The 17,430-nt window shown below is 53.2% G+C and carries 15 protein-coding genes; 11 read left to right on the forward strand and 4 right to left on the reverse strand.

From position 1 onward, the window contains the following. Nucleotides 1–250 precede the first annotated feature (250 nt). Nucleotides 251–2,410: a bifunctional acyl-ACP--phospholipid O-acyltransferase/long-chain-fatty-acid--ACP ligase gene (gene aas, locus LY264_RS04470; protein WP_048225394.1), complete on the forward strand. Its 2,160-nt coding sequence runs from the start codon at nt 251–253 to the stop codon at nt 2,408–2,410. Beyond that, entirely contained in the window at nt 2,403–3,596 is a 1,194-nt protein-coding gene (gene lplT / locus LY264_RS04475; protein WP_048225392.1) for a lysophospholipid transporter LplT, read from the forward strand. The genes aas and lplT overlap by 8 nt, the downstream gene beginning before the upstream one ends. 100 nt (nt 3,597–3,696) lie before the next feature. Here the strand turns inward: lplT and LY264_RS04480 are convergent, their stop codons facing one another. From LY264_RS04480 to mutH, 4 genes are all read right to left on the reverse strand, one after another. After that, on the reverse strand, nt 3,697–4,737 hold the full coding sequence (locus LY264_RS04480) for an NADP(H)-dependent aldo-keto reductase (protein WP_003825597.1): 1,041 nt from the start codon (nt 4,735–4,737) through the stop codon (nt 3,697–3,699). Between the two features lie 106 nt (nt 4,738–4,843). Further along, on the reverse strand, nt 4,844–5,062 hold the full coding sequence (gene ygdR, locus LY264_RS04485) for a lipoprotein YgdR (RefSeq protein ID WP_000758660.1): 219 nt from the start codon (nt 5,060–5,062) through the stop codon (nt 4,844–4,846). Nucleotides 5,063–5,206: 144 nt separating this feature from the next. Continuing rightward, nucleotides 5,207–5,920: a TerC family protein gene (locus tag LY264_RS04490; protein ID WP_003033961.1), complete on the reverse strand. Its 714-nt coding sequence runs from the start codon at nt 5,918–5,920 to the stop codon at nt 5,207–5,209. A 75-nt stretch (nt 5,921–5,995) separates the two neighbouring features. Next, nucleotides 5,996–6,691 carry a DNA mismatch repair endonuclease MutH gene (mutH, locus tag LY264_RS04495; protein ID WP_048225389.1) on the reverse strand — a complete coding sequence of 232 codons (696 nt, stop codon included), beginning with the start codon at nt 6,689–6,691 and terminating at the stop codon, nt 5,996–5,998. A gap of 684 nt (nt 6,692–7,375) precedes the next feature. On the opposite strand from mutH, the gene rppH reads away from it, so the two are divergent. The 9 genes from rppH to recC all read left to right on the forward strand — a co-directional run bounded on the left by rppH (nt 7,376) and on the right by recC (nt 17,333). Next, nucleotides 7,376–7,906, forward strand: coding sequence for an RNA pyrophosphohydrolase (rppH, locus tag LY264_RS04500; RefSeq protein ID WP_003825602.1), 531 nt, complete (start codon nt 7,376–7,378; stop codon nt 7,904–7,906). A 12-nt stretch (nt 7,907–7,918) separates the two neighbouring features. Further along, nucleotides 7,919–10,165 carry a phosphoenolpyruvate--protein phosphotransferase gene (gene ptsP / locus LY264_RS04505; RefSeq protein WP_003825604.1) on the forward strand — a complete coding sequence of 749 codons (2,247 nt, stop codon included), beginning with the start codon at nt 7,919–7,921 and terminating at the stop codon, nt 10,163–10,165. 190 nt (nt 10,166–10,355) lie between these two features. Continuing rightward, nucleotides 10,356–11,231: a prolipoprotein diacylglyceryl transferase gene (lgt, locus tag LY264_RS04510; protein ID WP_003825606.1), complete on the forward strand. Its 876-nt coding sequence runs from the start codon at nt 10,356–10,358 to the stop codon at nt 11,229–11,231. Between the two features lie 6 nt (nt 11,232–11,237). After that, a complete protein-coding gene (gene thyA / locus LY264_RS04515; RefSeq protein ID WP_003033990.1) occupies nt 11,238–12,032 on the forward strand; it encodes a thymidylate synthase in 795 nt (264 codons plus the stop codon). 183 nt (nt 12,033–12,215) lie between these two features. After that, a complete protein-coding gene (locus LY264_RS04520; protein ID WP_048215628.1) occupies nt 12,216–12,686 on the forward strand; it encodes a prepilin peptidase-dependent protein in 471 nt (156 codons plus the stop codon). Continuing rightward, entirely contained in the window at nt 12,677–13,240 is a 564-nt protein-coding gene (locus tag LY264_RS04525) for a prepilin peptidase-dependent protein (protein WP_008785710.1), read from the forward strand. The genes LY264_RS04520 and LY264_RS04525 overlap by 10 nt, the downstream gene beginning before the upstream one ends. Continuing rightward, nucleotides 13,237–13,644 (forward strand): DUF2509 family protein, encoded by a 408-nt coding sequence (locus LY264_RS04530; protein WP_048225386.1) that lies wholly within the window; start codon nt 13,237–13,239, stop codon nt 13,642–13,644. Before LY264_RS04525 ends, LY264_RS04530 begins: the two co-directional genes overlap by 4 nt. Continuing rightward, complete coding sequence (locus LY264_RS04535; protein WP_008785708.1) at nt 13,629–13,952, forward strand: prepilin-type N-terminal cleavage/methylation domain-containing protein; 324 nt, start codon at nt 13,629–13,631, stop codon at nt 13,950–13,952. Before LY264_RS04530 ends, LY264_RS04535 begins: the two co-directional genes overlap by 16 nt. A 12-nt stretch (nt 13,953–13,964) precedes the next feature. Next, complete coding sequence (recC, locus tag LY264_RS04540; protein WP_071692629.1) at nt 13,965–17,333, forward strand: exodeoxyribonuclease V subunit gamma; 3,369 nt, start codon at nt 13,965–13,967, stop codon at nt 17,331–17,333. Nucleotides 17,334–17,430 lie beyond the last annotated feature (97 nt).

Consider the following 17,430-nt stretch of genomic DNA (forward strand, 5'->3'; position numbering starts at 1 on the left):
GCATTTGGGTTCATTCCTTTGCGTTTTCGCACTGGCGTATCTGGCTGCTGACGACCACAATCAAGATCCCAGAGGTATTGATTGGTGAGATTATTCGGTACGCACTTCGTACCTGTCTCTTGCACCAACCTGCGCGGATGCGCAGGTTTTTTTTCGGATTGTATTTACCAGTTACCTGTCGCGCCAATTCCCCAACTCGTATACTCTCCCACCATTGATGTTTATATAATTAATGGCACAGGGAGTTGAGATGCTATTTGGCTTTTTTCGTAATCTGTTTCGCGTGCTTTTCCGCGTTCGCGTCACGGGCGATGTCAGCGCGCTACAGGGAGAACGCGTTCTAATCACTCCCAACCATGTCTCATTTATAGACGGCATCCTGTTGGCGCTCTTTTTACCGATTCGTCCCGTCTTCGCTGTTTACACCTCGATCAGCCAGCAATGGTATATGCGCTGGCTAACCCCGCTGATTGATTTCGTACCGTTAGATCCAACCAAACCGATGTCGATTAAACATCTGGTTCGTCTGGTCGAACAGGGCCGTCCGGTGGTTATTTTCCCGGAAGGACGTATTTCGACCTCCGGCTCGTTAATGAAAATTTATGACGGCGCGGGGTTTGTTGCCGCTAAGTCGGGGGCGACGGTGGTTCCTGTGCGCATTGAAGGCGCGGAGCTTTCCCGCTTTAGCCGCCTGAAAGGTTTGGTTAAACAGCGATTCTTCCCGCGCATCCGCTTACACATCCTACCGCCCACACAACTGCCGATGCCGGAAGCTCCGCGTGCTCGCGATCGCCGCAAAATTGCCGGAGAGATGCTGCATCAAATTATGATGGAAGCACGCATGGCGGTTCGTCCGCGTGAAACGCTATACGAGTCGCTGCTGGCGGCGAAATACCGTTTTGGCGCAGGCAAAAACTGCATTGAAGATGTTAACTTTACCCCGGACAGCTACCGCAAGCTGCTGACAAAGACGCTCTTTGTGGCCCGTATTCTGGAAAAATACAGCGTCGAAGGTGAAAAAATCGGCCTGATGCTGCCAAACGCGGGGATCAGCGCAGCGGTCATTTTTGGCGCCATTGCGCGCCGACGCATTCCGGCCATGATGAACTACACCGCGGGCGTGAAAGGATTAACCAGTGCCATTACTGCGTCTGAAATTAAAACGATCTTCACATCCCGACAGTTTCTCGATAAAGGCAAACTCTGGCATTTACCGGAACAGCTCACCCAGGTGCGTTGGGTTTATCTGGAAGACTTAAAAGCTGATGTGACCTTTAGCGATAAGCTGTGGATTTTCTCACATCTGCTGGCACCGCATCTGGCGCAGGTGAAGCAGCAGCCGGAAGACGCTGCGGTGATCCTCTTTACTTCTGGTTCAGAAGGCCATCCGAAAGGTGTGGTTCACAGTCATAAAAGCATTCTGGCGAACGTTGAGCAGATCAAAACGATTGCCGATTTCACCGCCGATGACCGTTTTATGTCGGCGCTGCCGCTGTTCCACTCCTTTGGCCTGACGGTGGGATTATTCACGCCGCTACTGACTGGCGCAGAAGTGTTTCTTTATCCCAGCCCGCTGCATTACCGCATTGTGCCAGAGCTGGTATACGACCGGAACTGCACCGTGTTGTTTGGTACTTCAACGTTCCTCGGCAACTACGCGCGTTTTGCGCATCCGTACGATTTCCACCGCCTGCGCTATGTGGTGGCGGGAGCGGAAAAACTTCAGGACAGCACAAAGCAGCTGTGGCAGGAGAAATTTGGCCTGCGCGTTCTTGAAGGCTATGGCGTGACGGAATGTGCGCCGGTTGTGTCGATTAACGTACCAATGGCGGCAAAATCGGGAACGGTAGGGCGCATCTTGCCTGGTATGGATGCTCGACTGTTGGCTGTTCCGGGAATTGAGGACGGTGGGCGTTTACAGCTGAAAGGTCCTAATATTATGAGCGGCTATTTGCGCGTCGAAAAACCTGGCGTGCTGGAAGTGCCGACAGCAGAAAATGCGCAAGGTGAGATTGAGCGCGGCTGGTATGACACCGGAGACATCGTGCGCTTTGATGAAAACGGCTTTGTACAGATTCAGGGGCGCGCTAAGCGATTCGCTAAAATTGCCGGAGAGATGGTTTCGCTGGAAATGGTTGAGCAACTGGCGCTGGCGGTATCCTCAGACAAAATGCACGCCACGGCGATCAAGAGTGATGCCAGCAAAGGTGAGGCGCTGGTGCTGTTCACTACCGACAGCGAGCTGACACGTGAAAAACTACAGCAGTATGCGCGGGCGCACGGTGTACCTGAACTCGCCGTACCGCGTGATATTCGCCATCTGAAGCAACTCCCCTTACTCGGCAGCGGTAAGCCGGATTTTGTTACGCTGAAAAGCTGGGTCGATGAGCCGGAAAAACAACATGAGTGAGTCAGTGCACACTAACACTTCAATCTGGTCCAAAGGGATGATGTCCGTTATCGCCGCGCAGTTCCTGTCGGCGTTTGGCGATAACGCGTTGCTGTTTGCTACGCTGGCGTTGCTGAAAGAACAATTCTATCCGGACTGGAGTCAGCCAATCCTGCAAATGGTGTTTGTGGGCGCTTACATTCTGTTTGCCCCCTTTGTGGGACAGGTGGCGGATAGCTTTGCCAAAGGCAGAGTGATGATGTTCGCGAACGCTCTGAAACTGCTGGGTGCGGCGAGTATTTGCTTCGGCATTAATCCGTTTCTTGGGTATACGCTGGTGGGAATCGGCGCGGCGGCGTATTCACCGGCCAAGTACGGCATTCTCGGTGAACTGACTACCGGCGACAAACTGGTGAAGGCTAACGGCCTGATGGAAGCCTCCACCATTGCCGCGATTTTGCTCGGTTCTGTCGCCGGCGGCGTTCTGGCCGACTGGCACGTGATTGCCGCGCTTTCTGCCTGTGCCCTGGCCTATGCTGGCGCCGTGGTGGCTAACCTGTATATCCCGAAACTGGCCGCGGCTCGTCCTGGCCAGTCCTGGCATCTGGGGAAAATGACGCGCAGTTTCTTCTGTGCCGCCTCCTCGCTGTGGCGCAACGGTGAAACACGCTTCTCGCTGGTGGGAACCAGCCTTTTTTGGGGCGCGGGCGTTACGCTGCGTTTTCTGCTGGTGCTGTGGGTCCCGGTGGCGCTCGGCATCACCGATAACGCCACACCGACCTACCTCAATGCCATGGTAGCAATCGGGATTGTGGTCGGTGCGGGTGCGGCCGCGAAGCTGGTAACGCTGGAAACCGTGTCGCGCTGTATGCCTGCGGGGATCCTGATTGGCGTCGTGGTGCTGATTTTCTCTCTTCAACATTCGCTGCTTCCGGCCTACGCATTGCTGATGCTTATCGGCGTGTCGGGTGGCTTCTTTGTGGTGCCGTTGAATGCGTTGCTGCAGGAACGGGGTAAGAAAAGCGTCGGCGCGGGTAATGCGATAGCGGTGCAAAACCTGGGTGAAAACAGCGCGATGCTGTTGATGCTGGGGGTTTACTCACTGGCGGTGCTAGTGGGGATCCCGGCAGTTGCGATTGGTATTGGATTTGGTGCGCTGTTTGCGCTGGCGATTGCGGCGCTGTGGATTTGGCAGCGCCGCCAATAGTCTGTTGTATGCTGTTGCCGGATGGCGGCGTTGCCTTATCCGGCCTACAGGATGCTCACTTTGTAGGCCTGATAAGCGTAGCGCCATCAGGCGCTAACTGTTACGGTGCAGGATAGGTATACACCTGATGCACCGCTTCAATCTCTGCCAGTACTTCTTCGCTCAACTCCAGATGCAGGCTTTCAACGTTGGTTTTTAGCTGCTCCATCGTCGTGGCGCCCAGCAAAGTGCTGGCGACAAACGGCTGACGACGCACGAATGCCAGCGCCATTTGCGCAGGATCCAGATTATGGCGTTTCGCGATATCCACATAGGCCGCAACGGCTTTCTGCGTCTGCTCGCCGCTGTAGCGCGTGAAACGGCTAAACAACGTATTGCGTGCACCGGCAGGTTTCGCGCCGTTCAGGTATTTCCCGGTTAACGTACCGAAGCCCAGGCAAGAGTAAGCCAGCAGCTCAACGCCTTCATACTGGCTCACTTCAGCCAGTCCAACCTCAAAGCTGCGGTTCAGCAGGCTGTAGGGGTTCTGGATGGTGGCGATGCGTGGCAGATCGTGTTTGTCCGCCAGGTGCAGATAGCGCATCACGCCAAACGCGGTTTCATTAGAAACGCCGATGTAGCGAATTTTCCCGGCGCGCTGAAACTCGGCCAGCGCGTCCAGCGTATCGAGAAGGGAAACGACCGGCGCGGAGTCTGTCCAACTGTAGCCTAACTTACCAAAACAGTTGGTCGGGCGCTGCGGCCAGTGAACCTGATACAGATCCAGATAATCGGTTTTCAGTCTTTTCAGGCTGTCGTGCAGCGCTTCACGGATATTTTTACGGTCCAGCGCCTGATTCGGTCGAATGCCGCTGTCGTTGTTACGTGATGGTCCGCTGACCTTAGACGCAACGATCAGCTTTTCGCGGCTGCCGTGTTTGGCGAGCCAGTTACCTACGTAGGTTTCGGTGAGACCCTGGGTTTCAGGACGCGGCGGTACCGGATACATCTCGGCAACGTCGATCAAATTAATGCCCTGTGCTACGGCATAATCGAGCTGTGCATGTGCGTCGGCTTCGCTGTTTTGTTCACCAAACGTCATTGTGCCCAGCCCCAGTGTACTGACTTCCAGCGAGCTGTGGGGTATACGGTGATATTGCATAGCCGTTTCCTTTTTATAATCACGACATAAGGATTATAAAAATGGCTGAGGGAAGAGAAAAAGGGAAGTAAAATTGTTAAGGCCAGCGCGCTGCTGACCTCAACCATCAGCGTTCAATGATTTGAGACACATCATCGCGGTTAATCTGCATCGCATTGCCCTGCTGGTCGTGATAGCTCACCAGACCGGTATCATCGTCAATTTCTGGTTTTCCATCGGTCAGGATCATTCGACCATCTTTTGTCGCCATTACATAATCGCTGCTGCATCCGGAAACGGCAAAAGCCAGTCCTACGGCGGAAATCAAAACTGCCCATTTTTTCATCTGCTTATCCTCACATGGCCTGCGTCTGACAATAGTTTAGTAATAACGCGAAGTTGTGCAGGGTGAAAGCAGTAAAATCTTAAACTGTGAGAAGGGGTAGGTGTGGCTGGCATTCGCTCCCCTTGCGGGGAGCGATGGATTTCATCAGAGCGGATTTTTTTTATTACGCCACAGGTTCAGGGTCTCTACCGCGATAGAGAAGAACATGGCGAAATAGATATATCCTTTCGGAACGTGGACGTCGAAACTTTCCAGAATCAGCGTAAAACCGACCAGAATCAGAAACGAGAGCGCCAGCATTTTCACCGAAGGGTGGCGATCGACAAACTCGCCAATTGGGCGCGCGGCAAACATCATCACGCCTACGGCAATCACCACCGCCGCCATCATAATAAACAGATGATCGGACAAGCCAACCGCAGTAATCACGGAATCCAGACTGAAGATAATGTCTAACAACATGATCTGCACAATCGCGCCCAGGAAAGAAGATACGCGGGTTTTTAACCCCTCTTCCTCACCTTCAATGGATTCGTGGATCTCCTTGCTGGCTTTCCAGATCAGGAACAATCCCCCCAGCAGAAGGATCAGGTCGCGTGCTGATATCGCCTCGCCAAACAGCTCGAATAGCGGGTTTGTCAGCCGCGTGACCCAGGCGATAGAAGCCAGCAGTGCCAGACGCATGATCATCGCCGCCGCCAGCCCAATACGTCGGGCATGATTGCGTTGCGCTGTCGGGAGTTTAGCTACAACCAGAGAAAGGAAAATAATATTGTCGATCCCAAGAACGATCTCCAGCAGCGTCAGCGTACCGAGCGCAAGCCAGGCGTTAGGATCGGTTATCCATGCAAATAACATCGAACAAAGTCCTGCCAAAAAAAAGAAGCGGTAATTATAGGCCCGTAACGCGGCGGGTGAAAGGCCGGACGGTGCCTATTGCGCCTGGAACAAGAAATGTCGCTCAAGCAATGCGCGGGTGAAGTTCTTTTTCAGGTAAAAGCCGCGTGGCAGGGTCAGGATGGGTTCGCCGTTGGCGCCAATGGCCTCGGTAAGCGCGCGGGCGTTGGCGGCTTTAGGACGCAGTTGCAGTACTTCCCCATGGCGAGCGGTGATGCGTTCGACGTGGCCTAGTACAATCATGTCCATTAGTTCTTCCCAGTCCAGCCGTAATTGCTGCTCTTCTTCTTCATTCGGGCTCCACAGCAGGGGAGAGCCGACGCGGCGCTCAGCCAGAGGGATGCTGCGTTCGCCTTCTACCGGGATCCACAGAACACGTTTGAGTTTGTGTCGTACATGGCTGGTTTCCCAGGTGACGCCGGTATTGCCGGTTAACGGTGCCACACACACAAAGGTGGTTTCCAGCGGTCTGCCAAGACTGTCCACAGGGATCGTTTTCAGCTCCACGCCCAGCGCCGCAAAATCCTGCTCTGGTTTACTGCCCGCGCTGGCACCGAGCCAGATTTCCAGCAGGACGCCAATCCAGCCTTTATCGCGCTTAAGATCCTTCGGCGTAACGATTCCCGCCATTGCCGCTAATTCTCCTAACGCGTAGCCCGAAAGCTGCCGTGCCTGGCTCAGCAACTGGGCTTCAGATTCAGGGGGAGAAAGCAACGGACGGAGTTCTGGCATCGGGTTAACCCTTAGGTGAAAAAATGAGCAGTGATTTTATACCGTGTGGACAGAGTTTATCTTTTTCCACATGCTTTATTCAATTCTATGATTTATATTGGTTTTTAGATTCACGTTCGCGGAGTTGCGCAACAGCGAAGCGGGTTTTCCAATTCTGGTCACTGACAATGAACAGGATCTTACACCATGTTATCCACAGAAAGATGGGATAACTGTGAAAAACCCCCACTACTGTTTCAATTTACAGCCTTGACGTGCGACGAAAATCGAATTTTCACACAAATTGTGCCTAACTTATTGGCATAATCTGTGGGTAAAACCAACGCTGGTCGATCTTTCATCAGCGTGAAGATCGTATGCGTGATGCACATCACATTTCTGTGTGTTAATCTGCGTTGATCGGTTTTAACTTTATGAATGTATAAGAGTATTTTTGATACGTGACGAATGTCTTATTCGGACTGTTCTGGGTTTTCCCATAGTAATTCCGTACTTCTTCACAACTATATCCACAGAAAAGGTGAATAAAATCGCCTTGCTTGCCCTTCTTCTGTTTATAACTCGGCCTTTAACTGTGAGTTATTCAATTGTTATTAGAATATCGCACCCTTAACAGAGTGGTTTACCGCCCCTCAGGAGTGTGAAACAATCGTTTGTATATAAGGTTTATGTTGAGGTAGTCCGGTGATTGATGACGATGGCTACCGCCCGAATGTAGGGATAGTAATTTGTAACCGCCAGGGGCAGGTCATGTGGGCCCGGCGATTTGGTCAGCACTCCTGGCAATTCCCACAAGGTGGGATCAATGCAGGAGAGACAGCAGAGCAGGCGATGTACCGGGAACTCTTTGAGGAAGTGGGTCTCAGTCGTAAAGATGTACGGATCCTTGCTTCTACTCGTAACTGGTTGCGTTACAAGTTACCGAAACGTTTGGTGCGTTGGGACACAAAGCCGGTTTGTATCGGCCAGAAACAAAAATGGTTTCTTCTGCAATTGGTCAGCAGTGATGCTGAAATCAATATGCAAACCAGCAGTACACCTGAGTTCGACGGCTGGCGCTGGGTGAGTTACTGGTATCCGGTTCGACAGGTGGTGTCATTTAAACGCGATGTCTATCGCAGGGTGATGAAAGAATTCGCAAGTGTTGTCATGGCGCTTCAGGAGAGCACTCCTAAGCCACAAAGCGCACCTGCGTACAGACGTAAAAGAGGTTAAGCTACGCAAATTATGCTCACCCGCCTGCGCGAAATAGTCGAAAAGGTGGCCAGTGCTCCGCGTCTGAACGAAGCGCTGAATATACTGGTTACCGACATCTGTCTTGCGATGGATACAGAGGTCTGCTCGGTCTATCTGGCCGATCACGATCGACGTTGTTATTACCTCATGGCGACCCGGGGACTAAAAAAACCACGTGGTCGCACTGTCGCACTCGCGTTTGATGAAGGTATCGTTGGCCTGGTTGGCAGGCTGGCGGAACCTATCAACCTCGCCGATGCGCAAAAACATCCCAGCTTTAAATACATTCCTTCGGTAAAAGAAGAGCGTTTTCGTGCATTCTTAGGCGTACCGATCATTCAGCGTCGCCAGCTTTTAGGTGTGCTGGTGGTGCAGCAGCGTGAACTGCGTCAGTACGATGAAAGTGAAGAGTCTTTCCTCGTCACGCTCGCCACGCAAATGGCGGCCATACTTTCGCAGTCGCAGCTAAACGCGCTGTTCGGCCAGTACCGTCAAACGCGCATCCGTGCGCTGCCAGCCGCTCCCGGTGTGGCAATAGCCGAAGGTTGGCAGGATGCGACGCTGCCGTTGATGGAACAGGTCTACCAGGCTTCAACGCTGGATCCTGTGCTTGAACGCGAGCGACTGACCGGTGCGCTGGAAGAGGCGGCGAACGAATTCCGCCGCTACAGTAAGCGTTTTACCGCTGGGGCGCAGAAAGAAACGGCGGCGATCTTTGATCTTTACTCGCACTTACTTTCCGATACCCGTCTGCGCCGCGAGCTGTTTGCGGAAGTGGATAACGGTTCGGTGGCCGAGTGGGCGGTTAAAACGATCATCGAAAAGTTTGCCGAACAGTTCGCCGCGCTGAGCGATAACTACCTCAAAGAGCGGGCCGGAGATTTACGCGCGCTGGGCCAGCGCCTGCTGTTCCACCTTGATGACTCTATCCAGGGGCCGAATGCCTGGCCGGAACGCTTTGTGCTGGTGGCGGACGAACTTTCGGCGACCACGCTGGCGGAGCTTCCTCAGGACCGGTTAGTTGGCGTGGTTGTCCGGGACGGCGCAGCCAACTCTCATGCGGCAATTATGGTGCGTGCGCTGGGTATCCCTACCGTTATGGGGGCCGATATCCAGCCGTCGGTGCTGCATCGCCGTACGCTGGTGGTGGACGGTTATCGCGGTGAACTGCTGGTCGATCCGGAACCGGTATTGATCCAGGAATACCAGCGTCTTATCAGTGAAGAAATTGAGCTGAGCCGCCTGGCGGAAGACGACGTCAACCAGCCAGCACAGCTGAAAAGCGGCGAGCGCGTGAAGGTGATGCTCAATGCGGGCCTCAGCCCGGAACATGAAGAAAAGCTGGGTAGCCGAATCGACGGCATTGGCCTGTATCGCACCGAAATTCCGTTCATGCTGCAAAGCGGTTTTCCTTCGGAAGAAGAACAGGTTGCGCAGTACCAGGGTATGCTGCAAATGTTTAACGACAAGCCGGTGACCCTGCGTACGCTGGATGTCGGCGCCGATAAACAGCTGCCCTACATGCCGATCAGTGAAGAGAACCCCTGCCTTGGCTGGCGAGGGATCCGCATAACGCTCGATCAGCCGGAGATCTTTTTGATCCAGGTTCGCGCTATGCTGCGTGCGAATGCGGCAACCGGAAACCTGAGCATTTTGCTGCCGATGGTAACCAGCATCGATGAAGTGGACGAAGCGCGACGTTTGATTGAACGCGCCGGACGCGAAGTGGAGGAGATGATCGGTTACGAGATCCCGAAACCGCGCATTGGCATCATGCTGGAAGTTCCGTCGATGGTGTTCATGCTGCCGCATCTGACAAACCGGATAGACTTTATCTCGGTTGGAACCAACGACCTTACCCAGTACATACTGGCCGTCGATCGTAACAACACACGGGTAGCCAGCATTTATGACAGCCTGCATCCGGGGATGTTGCGTGCGCTGGCGATGATTGCGCAGGAAGCCGAAAGAAGCGGTATCGATTTGCGCCTGTGTGGTGAAATGGCGGGCGACCCGATGTGCGTGGCTATTCTGATCGGTCTCGGTTTCCGTCATTTGTCGATGAACGGTCGTTCTGTCGCTCGCGTAAAATATCTGCTGCGCCATATCGATTTTGATGAGGCGCAAACGCTGGCGCAGCGCAGCCTGGAGGCACAGATGGCAACAGAAGTACGCCATCAGGTAGCGGCCTTCATGGAGCGTCGTGGCATGGGGGGCTTGATTCGCGGGGGATTGTAGGTCTGACAAGCGTAGCGCTATCAGGTATTACGGGGGATAGAGATTACCTATACAGATCTTTTACATCTTCCCGGCATCCGCTTCTAACCCCTTGTGCTATCATTCGCACCTTTGGAGCGCCTGCATTATGCAGGCGCGCTTATCAATTGCTGTCTGACTTCAGCGAAATAACAAGAACTTGTGGTGACAGATGACCAGTAGCTATCTGCATTTTCCGGATTTCGATCCGGTCATTTTCTCAATCGGACCCGTCGCGCTTCACTGGTACGGCTTAATGTATTTGGTGGGGTTTATTTTCGCGATGTGGCTGGCGACGCGCCGCGCGAATCGTCCGGGCAGTGGCTGGACCAAAAATGAAGTAGAAAACTTACTGTATGCGGGCTTCCTCGGGGTTTTCCTCGGTGGGCGTATTGGTTACGTACTGTTCTATAACTTCCCGTTATTCCTCGATAATCCCCTGTATCTGTTCCGCGTCTGGGACGGCGGTATGTCCTTCCACGGTGGACTTATCGGTGTGATCCTGGTGATGATTATCTTCGCCAAACGCACTAAGCGTTCGTTCTTCCAGGTTTCTGATTTCATTGCCCCGCTGATTCCGTTTGGCCTGGGTGCAGGGCGTCTGGGCAACTTTATCAACGGTGAGCTGTGGGGACGCGTTGACCCGAACTTCAAGTACGCCATGCTGTTCCCGGGCTCCCGTACCGAAGATATTTTACTGCTGCAAACTAACCCGCAATGGCAGTCTATTTTTGATACCTACGGCTCGCTGCCACGCCACGCCTCACAGCTTTATGAGATGGCGTTGGAAGGCGTTGTGCTGTTTATCATTCTGAACTTGTACATTCGCAAACCGCGCCCGATGGGTTCGGTATCCGGTCTGTTCCTGATTGGTTATGGCGCGTTTCGTATTATTGTTGAATTCTTCCGCCAGCCGGATGCGCAGTTTACCGGCACCTGGGTACAGTACATCAGCATGGGGCAGATCCTCTCTATCCCGATGATTGTCGCAGGCATTATTATGATGGTTTGGGCGTACCGCCGCAGCCCACAGCAACACGTTTCCTGAGGAACCATGAAACAGTATTTAGAACTGATGCAAAAAGTGCTGGATGAAGGCACACAGAAAAACGACCGTACCGGAACCGGAACGCTTTCCATTTTTGGTCATCAGATGCGTTTTAATCTGCAGGAAGGGTTCCCGCTGGTTACGACTAAACGCTGCCATTTACGCTCGATCATTCATGAGCTGCTGTGGTTCTTGCAGGGCGATACTAACGTTGCCTACCTGCATGAAAACAACGTCTCAATCTGGGACGAATGGGCGGATGAAAACGGTAATTTAGGCCCGGTTTACGGCAAACAATGGCGCGCGTGGCCTACGCCAGATGGTCGCCATATCGACCAGATCACCACCGTGCTAAACCAGCTGAAAAATGATCCGGACTCTCGCCGCATCATCGTTTCCGCATGGAACGTCGGTGAGCTGGATAAAATGGCGCTGGCACCGTGCCATGCGTTCTTCCAGTTCTACGTGGCGGATGGCAAGCTCTCCTGCCAGCTGTATCAGCGTTCGTGCGATGTGTTCCTCGGCCTGCCGTTTAACATTGCCAGCTACGCTTTGCTGGTACACATGATGGCGCAGCAGTGCGATCTGGAAGTGGGTGATTTTGTCTGGACCGGCGGCGACACGCACCTGTACAGCAACCATATGGATCAAACGCATCTGCAGCTTAGCCGTGAACCGCGCGCGCTGCCGAAACTGGTTATCAAACGTAAGCCTGAATCAATCTTTGACTATCGCTTCGAAGACTTCGAAATTGAAGGCTACGATCCGCACCCGGGTATTAAAGCACCGGTAGCTATCTAACCTGTTTCATGCTGTCACAACCGACGCCCATGTGCGTCGGTTTTTTTTGTCTCAAATCGCGTTCTTCGGCGTGGATTCCTGAAATATTGCAACGGCCTGTAACGTGCTAAATATTCCCCATAGCTCGCCGTAGAAACCGAATTTCCCGCTCGTTATTCATTTTCCTCACGCCATACTGGCGACATGAAAAAACAACAAGGTTACACGCTTCTCGAAACCCTGATTGCGATGCTGATTGTCGCGGCGCTTGGTGCATCTGGACTGTATGGTTGGCAGCGCTGGCAGCAGCAACAGCGGCTGTGGCAGACCGCCTGCCAGGTGCGGGACTACCTGCTGCAACTGCGTGAAGATGCTAACTGGCGTAACCGCGATCATGTGATAAGCGTGATTCGGGATGGCACATCATGGTGTTTTGTCAGCTCTGCGGCTTCGCAAACCACGTGTCGACCCGCTTCGTCTTTGGTTTTTACATCGCCCTGGGACGACGTCGAAATGGCAGAGATAACACCTTCACTGGCCTTTTTTGGACTGCGCAATACGGCATGGGCCGGACATATACGCCTGAAAAATACGGCAGGGGAATGGCGCGTGGTGGTGTCTGGCTGGGGACGAATCAGGCTTTGCGAGCGCGATGAGGCCAGATTATGTCAGTAAATGAACGGGGATTTTCACTGCTGGAGATGCTCATTGCCATGGCGATTAGCAGTATTTTATTGCTTAGCTCAGCACGATTTTTACCGGCGCTACAGCGAGAGATTCTGCGTAACACGCGCCAGTTAGTACTGGAAGATGAAATATGGCAGCGGGTCTACACCGTGGCGAAGCATCTTCAGCGGGCGGGGTATTGCCGGGGAAACTGTGTCGGAGAGGGACTGGTGATATCGGCTAAGGGAGACTGTGTTATTGCCCGATGGGATGCCAACAGCAATGGCGTTTGGGAAAACAGTCCCGTGAAAGAGGCTGATTCTATTGGGTTTCGTTTACAGGACAAGGTGTTGGAAACCGTGCGTGGAGCCACCGGCTGCACTGGCAAAGGATGGGAGAAAATGACCGATCCGGCCACGATGCAGATTGAGGCATTCCAGGTTGAAAGGCTGAATTTCAGCGGATATTCCCCGCTTCTTACGCTGCGTTTGCGTGGAGTGAGCAATGACCAACCACAAAAAGTTGTTGAAGCGGTCTACAGCGTTACGGGATTCAACCTGTGAACCGTGAGCGAGGCGTATCTTCTCTGGCAATGGTCCTGTTGCTGCTGGTGCTCGGTAGTCTGCTGCTGCAAGGCGTTAGCAGACAGGAGGCCAGTTTTGCTGCGCGTGTGGCCACACAAAGTCAGGCGCTGCAGCGTCAGGCGGTAGTGCAATCCGCGATGGAATGGGGGCGTACGCAGCCCTGGCGCTTACAACCCGCCGTACAGTGTCGGCGCGATCCCACGCAGGATGCCGCGGTTTGCCTGCGCCTGCTTACCAATAATTTTGTTCTGCTTATTGCCCACTATGAAGGGATATCGTTATGGCGTCAGGGGGTGGTTATTGATGGCAACATAGAATTCTCGGCGCGTGGCTGGAGCGATTTTTGTCCGCTAAAGGAGCAGACGTTATGCCAGATCCCCTGAACAGACAGCGTGGCTTTAGTCTGCCGGAAGTGATGCTGGCAATGGTACTAATGATAATGATTGTGACCGCGTTGTCAGGATACCAGCGGGTGCTAATGAACAGCTTTATCATCAGAAACCAGTATCAGCAACTCTGGCGCCACGCCTGGCAGCAAACCCAGCTGTACCCGTTTTCATCGCCTGTGAACTGGCAGGTTAACCGAATGCAGACAACGAGAGCTGGATGTGTCAGCATCAACGTTATAATTTCTTCACCCCTCGGCAGGCAGGGTCAGATGACGCGTCTGCATTGCCCGAATCGTCAGTAGTCAGGAGTCGCTATGTTAAGGGTCTACCACTCCAACCGTCTGGATGTGCTGGAAGCGTTAATGGAATTTATCGTTGAGCGCGAGCGGCTGGACGACCCCTTTGAACCTGAGATGATCCTGGTTCAAAGTACCGGTATGGCGCAGTGGCTACAAATGACTCTTGCACAGAAGTTTAGTATTGCCGCCAATATCGACTTTCCGCTGCCCGCGAGTTTTATCTGGGATATGTTTGTGCGCGTGCTGCCGGATATCCCGAAAGAGAGTGCGTTCAGCAAACAGAGTATGAGCTGGAAGTTGATGACGCTGTTGCCACAATTGCTGGATAGCGATGACTTCGCATTGCTACGCCACTATCTGACGGACGATACTGATAAACGTAAGCTTTTTCAGCTTTCCTCGCGCGCGGCTGACCTTTTCGATCAGTATTTAGTCTACCGCCCTGACTGGTTGACCCAGTGGGAAGCGGGGCGACAGGTTGAGGGACTTGGCGAGTCTCAGGCCTGGCAGGCACCGTTGTGGAAAGCGCTGGTGGAATACACCGCGGAATTGGGCCAACCGCGCTGGCATCGTGCCAATTTATATCAACGATTTATTCAGACCCTGGAAAATGCGTCTGAATGTCCGCAGGGGCTGCCTTCTCGCGTCTTTATTTGCGGAATTTCGGCGCTACCGCCGGTTTACCTGCAGGCCTTGCAGGCGTTGGGTAAGCATATTGATATTCATCTGCTATTTACCAACCCTTGTCGCTACTATTGGGGCGACATTAAAGATCCTGCCTGGCTGGCGAAGCTGATGGCTCGTCAGCGTCGGCACAGCTTTGAAGAACGGCATCTGCCGCTGTTTCGTGATAACCAGAAAGCCGAAGGATTATTTAACAGCGATGGCGAACAGGATGTGGGCAACCCGATGCTGGCCTCGTGGGGCAAGCTGGGGCGTGATTACATTTATTTGCTTTCGGAGCTGGAAAACAGTCAGGAACTGGATGCGTTTGTCGATATTACGCCTGACAACCTTTTGCATAATATTCAATCGGATATTCTGGAACTTGAAAGTAATGCCGTGGCGGGCGTTACGCTGGAAGAATATTCCCGTAGCGACAATAAACGCCGGCTTGAGCTGAACGACACCAGTGTGACTTTCCATGTCTGCCATAGCCCACAGCGCGAGGTGGAAATTCTTCATGACCGGCTGTTGGCCATGCTGGAAGCGGACCCAACGCTGACGCCGCGCGATATTATTGTGATGGTGGCGGACATCGACAGCTACAGCCCATTCATTCAGTCGGTCTTTGGTAGCGCGCCAGCCGAGCGTTACTTACCTTATGCAATATCTGACCGTCGGGCACGCCAGTCTCATCCCGTCTTACAGGCCTTTATCAGCCTGCTGTCGCTGCCGGATAGCCGTTTTGTCTCAGAGGATGTCCTGGCGTTACTGGATGTTCCCGTGCTGGCGGCGCGTTTCAACATTGATGAAGAAGGGTTGCGCTATCTTCGCTTATGGGTCAATGAATCCGGGATTCGTTGGGGAATTGACGACGATAACGTGCGTGAACTGGAACTTCCACCTACAGGTCAGCATACATGGCAATTTGGTTTAACGCGTATGCTGCTCGGCTACGCGATGGAAAGCTCGCAGGGCGAGTGGCAATCGGTATTGCCTTACGATGAGTCCAGCGGCCTGATTGCCGAGCTGGTAGGGCATCTGGCCTCGTTGCTGATGCAGCTTAATCTCTGGCGTAGAGGGTTGGCGCAGGAACGACCGCTGGAAGAGTGGCTACCCGTTTGTCGGGAAATGCTTAATGATTTCTTCCTACCGGACGCGGACACCGAAGCGGCAATGACGCTGATTGAACAGCAGTGGCAGGCCATTATTACCGAAGGTTTAGGGGCTGAGTACGGCGATGCTATACCGCTCTCTCTGTTGCGTGATGAGCTAGCCCTGCGCCTTGACCAGGAACGCATCAGCCAACGCTTCCTGGCGGGGCCCGTTAACATTTGTACGCTGATGCCGATGCGCTCCATTCCGTTCAAAGTGGTGTGCCTGCTGGGTATGAACGATGGGGTTTATCCGCGTCAACTTGCGCCGCTGGGCTTTGATTTAATGAGCCAAAAACCGATGCGGGGCGATCGCAGTCGTCGAGATGATGACCACTATCTGTTCCTCGAAGCATTAATTTCGGCACAGCAGACGCTCTACATCAGCTACATTGGCCGCTCTATTCAGGATAACAGCGAGCGCTTCCCGTCGGTGCTGGTGCAAGAACTGATGGACTACATTGGACAAAGCCATTATCTGCCGGGCGATGAATCGTTGACCTGCGATCAAAGCGAGGCAAGGGTAAAAGCGCACATAACCCGTTTGCATACCCGTATGCCCTTTGATGCACAAAACTATTTGCCGGGCGAACAGCAAAGCTATGCCCGGGAATGGCTGCCTGCGGCGAGTCTGTCAGGAAAAGCGCACACGGATTTTGTGCAGCCTCTTCCCTTTGAAATGCCAGAAACGCTAACGCTGGAAACGCTGCAGCGATTTTGGGCACATCCGGTACGCGCCTTTTTCCAGATGCGTTTAAGGGTCAACTTCCGCTCTGAAGAGAGTGAGATCCCGGATACGGAACCTTTCACTCTTGAAGGGTTGACCCGCTACCAGCTTAATCAGCAATTGCTTAATACGCTGGTTGAAGAGAACGATGCTGAACGACTGTTCCGCCGTTTTCGTGCGGCGGGCGCGCTACCCTATGGGCCGTTTGGCGAAATTCTGTGGGATACGCAGCGTCAGGAAATGCAGTCGCTGGCTGAACGCATTATCGCCTGTCGTCAGCCCTGTCAGAGCATGGAAATCGATCTTAACTGTCACGGCGTGCAAATCACCGGCTGGCTGCCGCAGGTGCAAGAAGACGGTTTGTTGCGCTGGCGCCCATCTTTGATAAGCATTGCGCAGGGTGTGCAACTTTGGCTGGAACATCTTGTCTATTGTGCCAGTGGCGGTAGGGGAGAGAGCCGATTGTTCCTGCGTAAAGACGGAGAATGGCGTTTTCCGCCGCTGGATGCAGAACAGGCGTTGCTGTACCTGTCGCAACTCATTGAGGGGTATCGGGAAGGCATGTCGTCACCATTGCTGGTATTACCCGAAAGCGGCGGTGCATGGATAAAAACCTGTTATGACGCCGCAAATGATGCCATGTTAGATGACGATGCAACGTTGCAAAAAGCGCGTAGTAAGTTTCTGCAAGCCTATGAAGGCAACATGATGGTACGTGGCGAAGGTGATGATATCTGGTATCAGCGTCTTTGGCGTCAACTGGATGCTGATACGCTGGAGGCTATTGTTTTACAGTCTCAGCGCTACCTGTTACCGATTTTTCGCTTTAATCAGTCATGATGATTGTATAAAAATTGCGCAATTCGATGGCTTCCACTATGATGCGCATTCTGTCACGGACTGATTCTTACAAAGAGAAGATGCTGGCTCGTTCAGC

The organism is Citrobacter portucalensis (assembly GCF_023374935.1).
GTDB classification, from domain to species: domain Bacteria; phylum Pseudomonadota; class Gammaproteobacteria; order Enterobacterales; family Enterobacteriaceae; genus Citrobacter; species Citrobacter portucalensis.

Coding starts and splice junctions, on each gene's coding strand:
- aas (WP_048225394.1), top strand. CDS start 251: ATGCTATTTGGCTTTTTTCGTAATCTGTTTCGCGTGCTTTTCCGCGTT.
- lplT (WP_048225392.1), top strand. CDS start 2,403: ATGAGTGAGTCAGTGCACACTAACACTTCAATCTGGTCCAAAGGGATG.
- LY264_RS04480 (WP_003825597.1), bottom strand. CDS start 4,737: ATGCAATATCACCGTATACCCCACAGCTCGCTGGAAGTCAGTACACTG.
- ygdR (WP_000758660.1), bottom strand. CDS start 5,062: ATGAAAAAATGGGCAGTTTTGATTTCCGCCGTAGGACTGGCTTTTGCC.
- LY264_RS04490 (WP_003033961.1), bottom strand. CDS start 5,920: ATGTTATTTGCATGGATAACCGATCCTAACGCCTGGCTTGCGCTCGGT.
- mutH (WP_048225389.1), bottom strand. CDS start 6,691: ATGCCAGAACTCCGTCCGTTGCTTTCTCCCCCTGAATCTGAAGCCCAG.
- ptsP (WP_003825604.1), top strand. CDS start 7,919: ATGCTCACCCGCCTGCGCGAAATAGTCGAAAAGGTGGCCAGTGCTCCG.
- lgt (WP_003825606.1), top strand. CDS start 10,356: ATGACCAGTAGCTATCTGCATTTTCCGGATTTCGATCCGGTCATTTTC.
- thyA (WP_003033990.1), top strand. CDS start 11,238: ATGAAACAGTATTTAGAACTGATGCAAAAAGTGCTGGATGAAGGCACA.
- LY264_RS04520 (WP_048215628.1), top strand. CDS start 12,216: ATGAAAAAACAACAAGGTTACACGCTTCTCGAAACCCTGATTGCGATG.
- LY264_RS04525 (WP_008785710.1), top strand. CDS start 12,677: ATGTCAGTAAATGAACGGGGATTTTCACTGCTGGAGATGCTCATTGCC.
- LY264_RS04535 (WP_008785708.1), top strand. CDS start 13,629: ATGCCAGATCCCCTGAACAGACAGCGTGGCTTTAGTCTGCCGGAAGTG.
- recC (WP_071692629.1), top strand. CDS start 13,965: ATGTTAAGGGTCTACCACTCCAACCGTCTGGATGTGCTGGAAGCGTTA.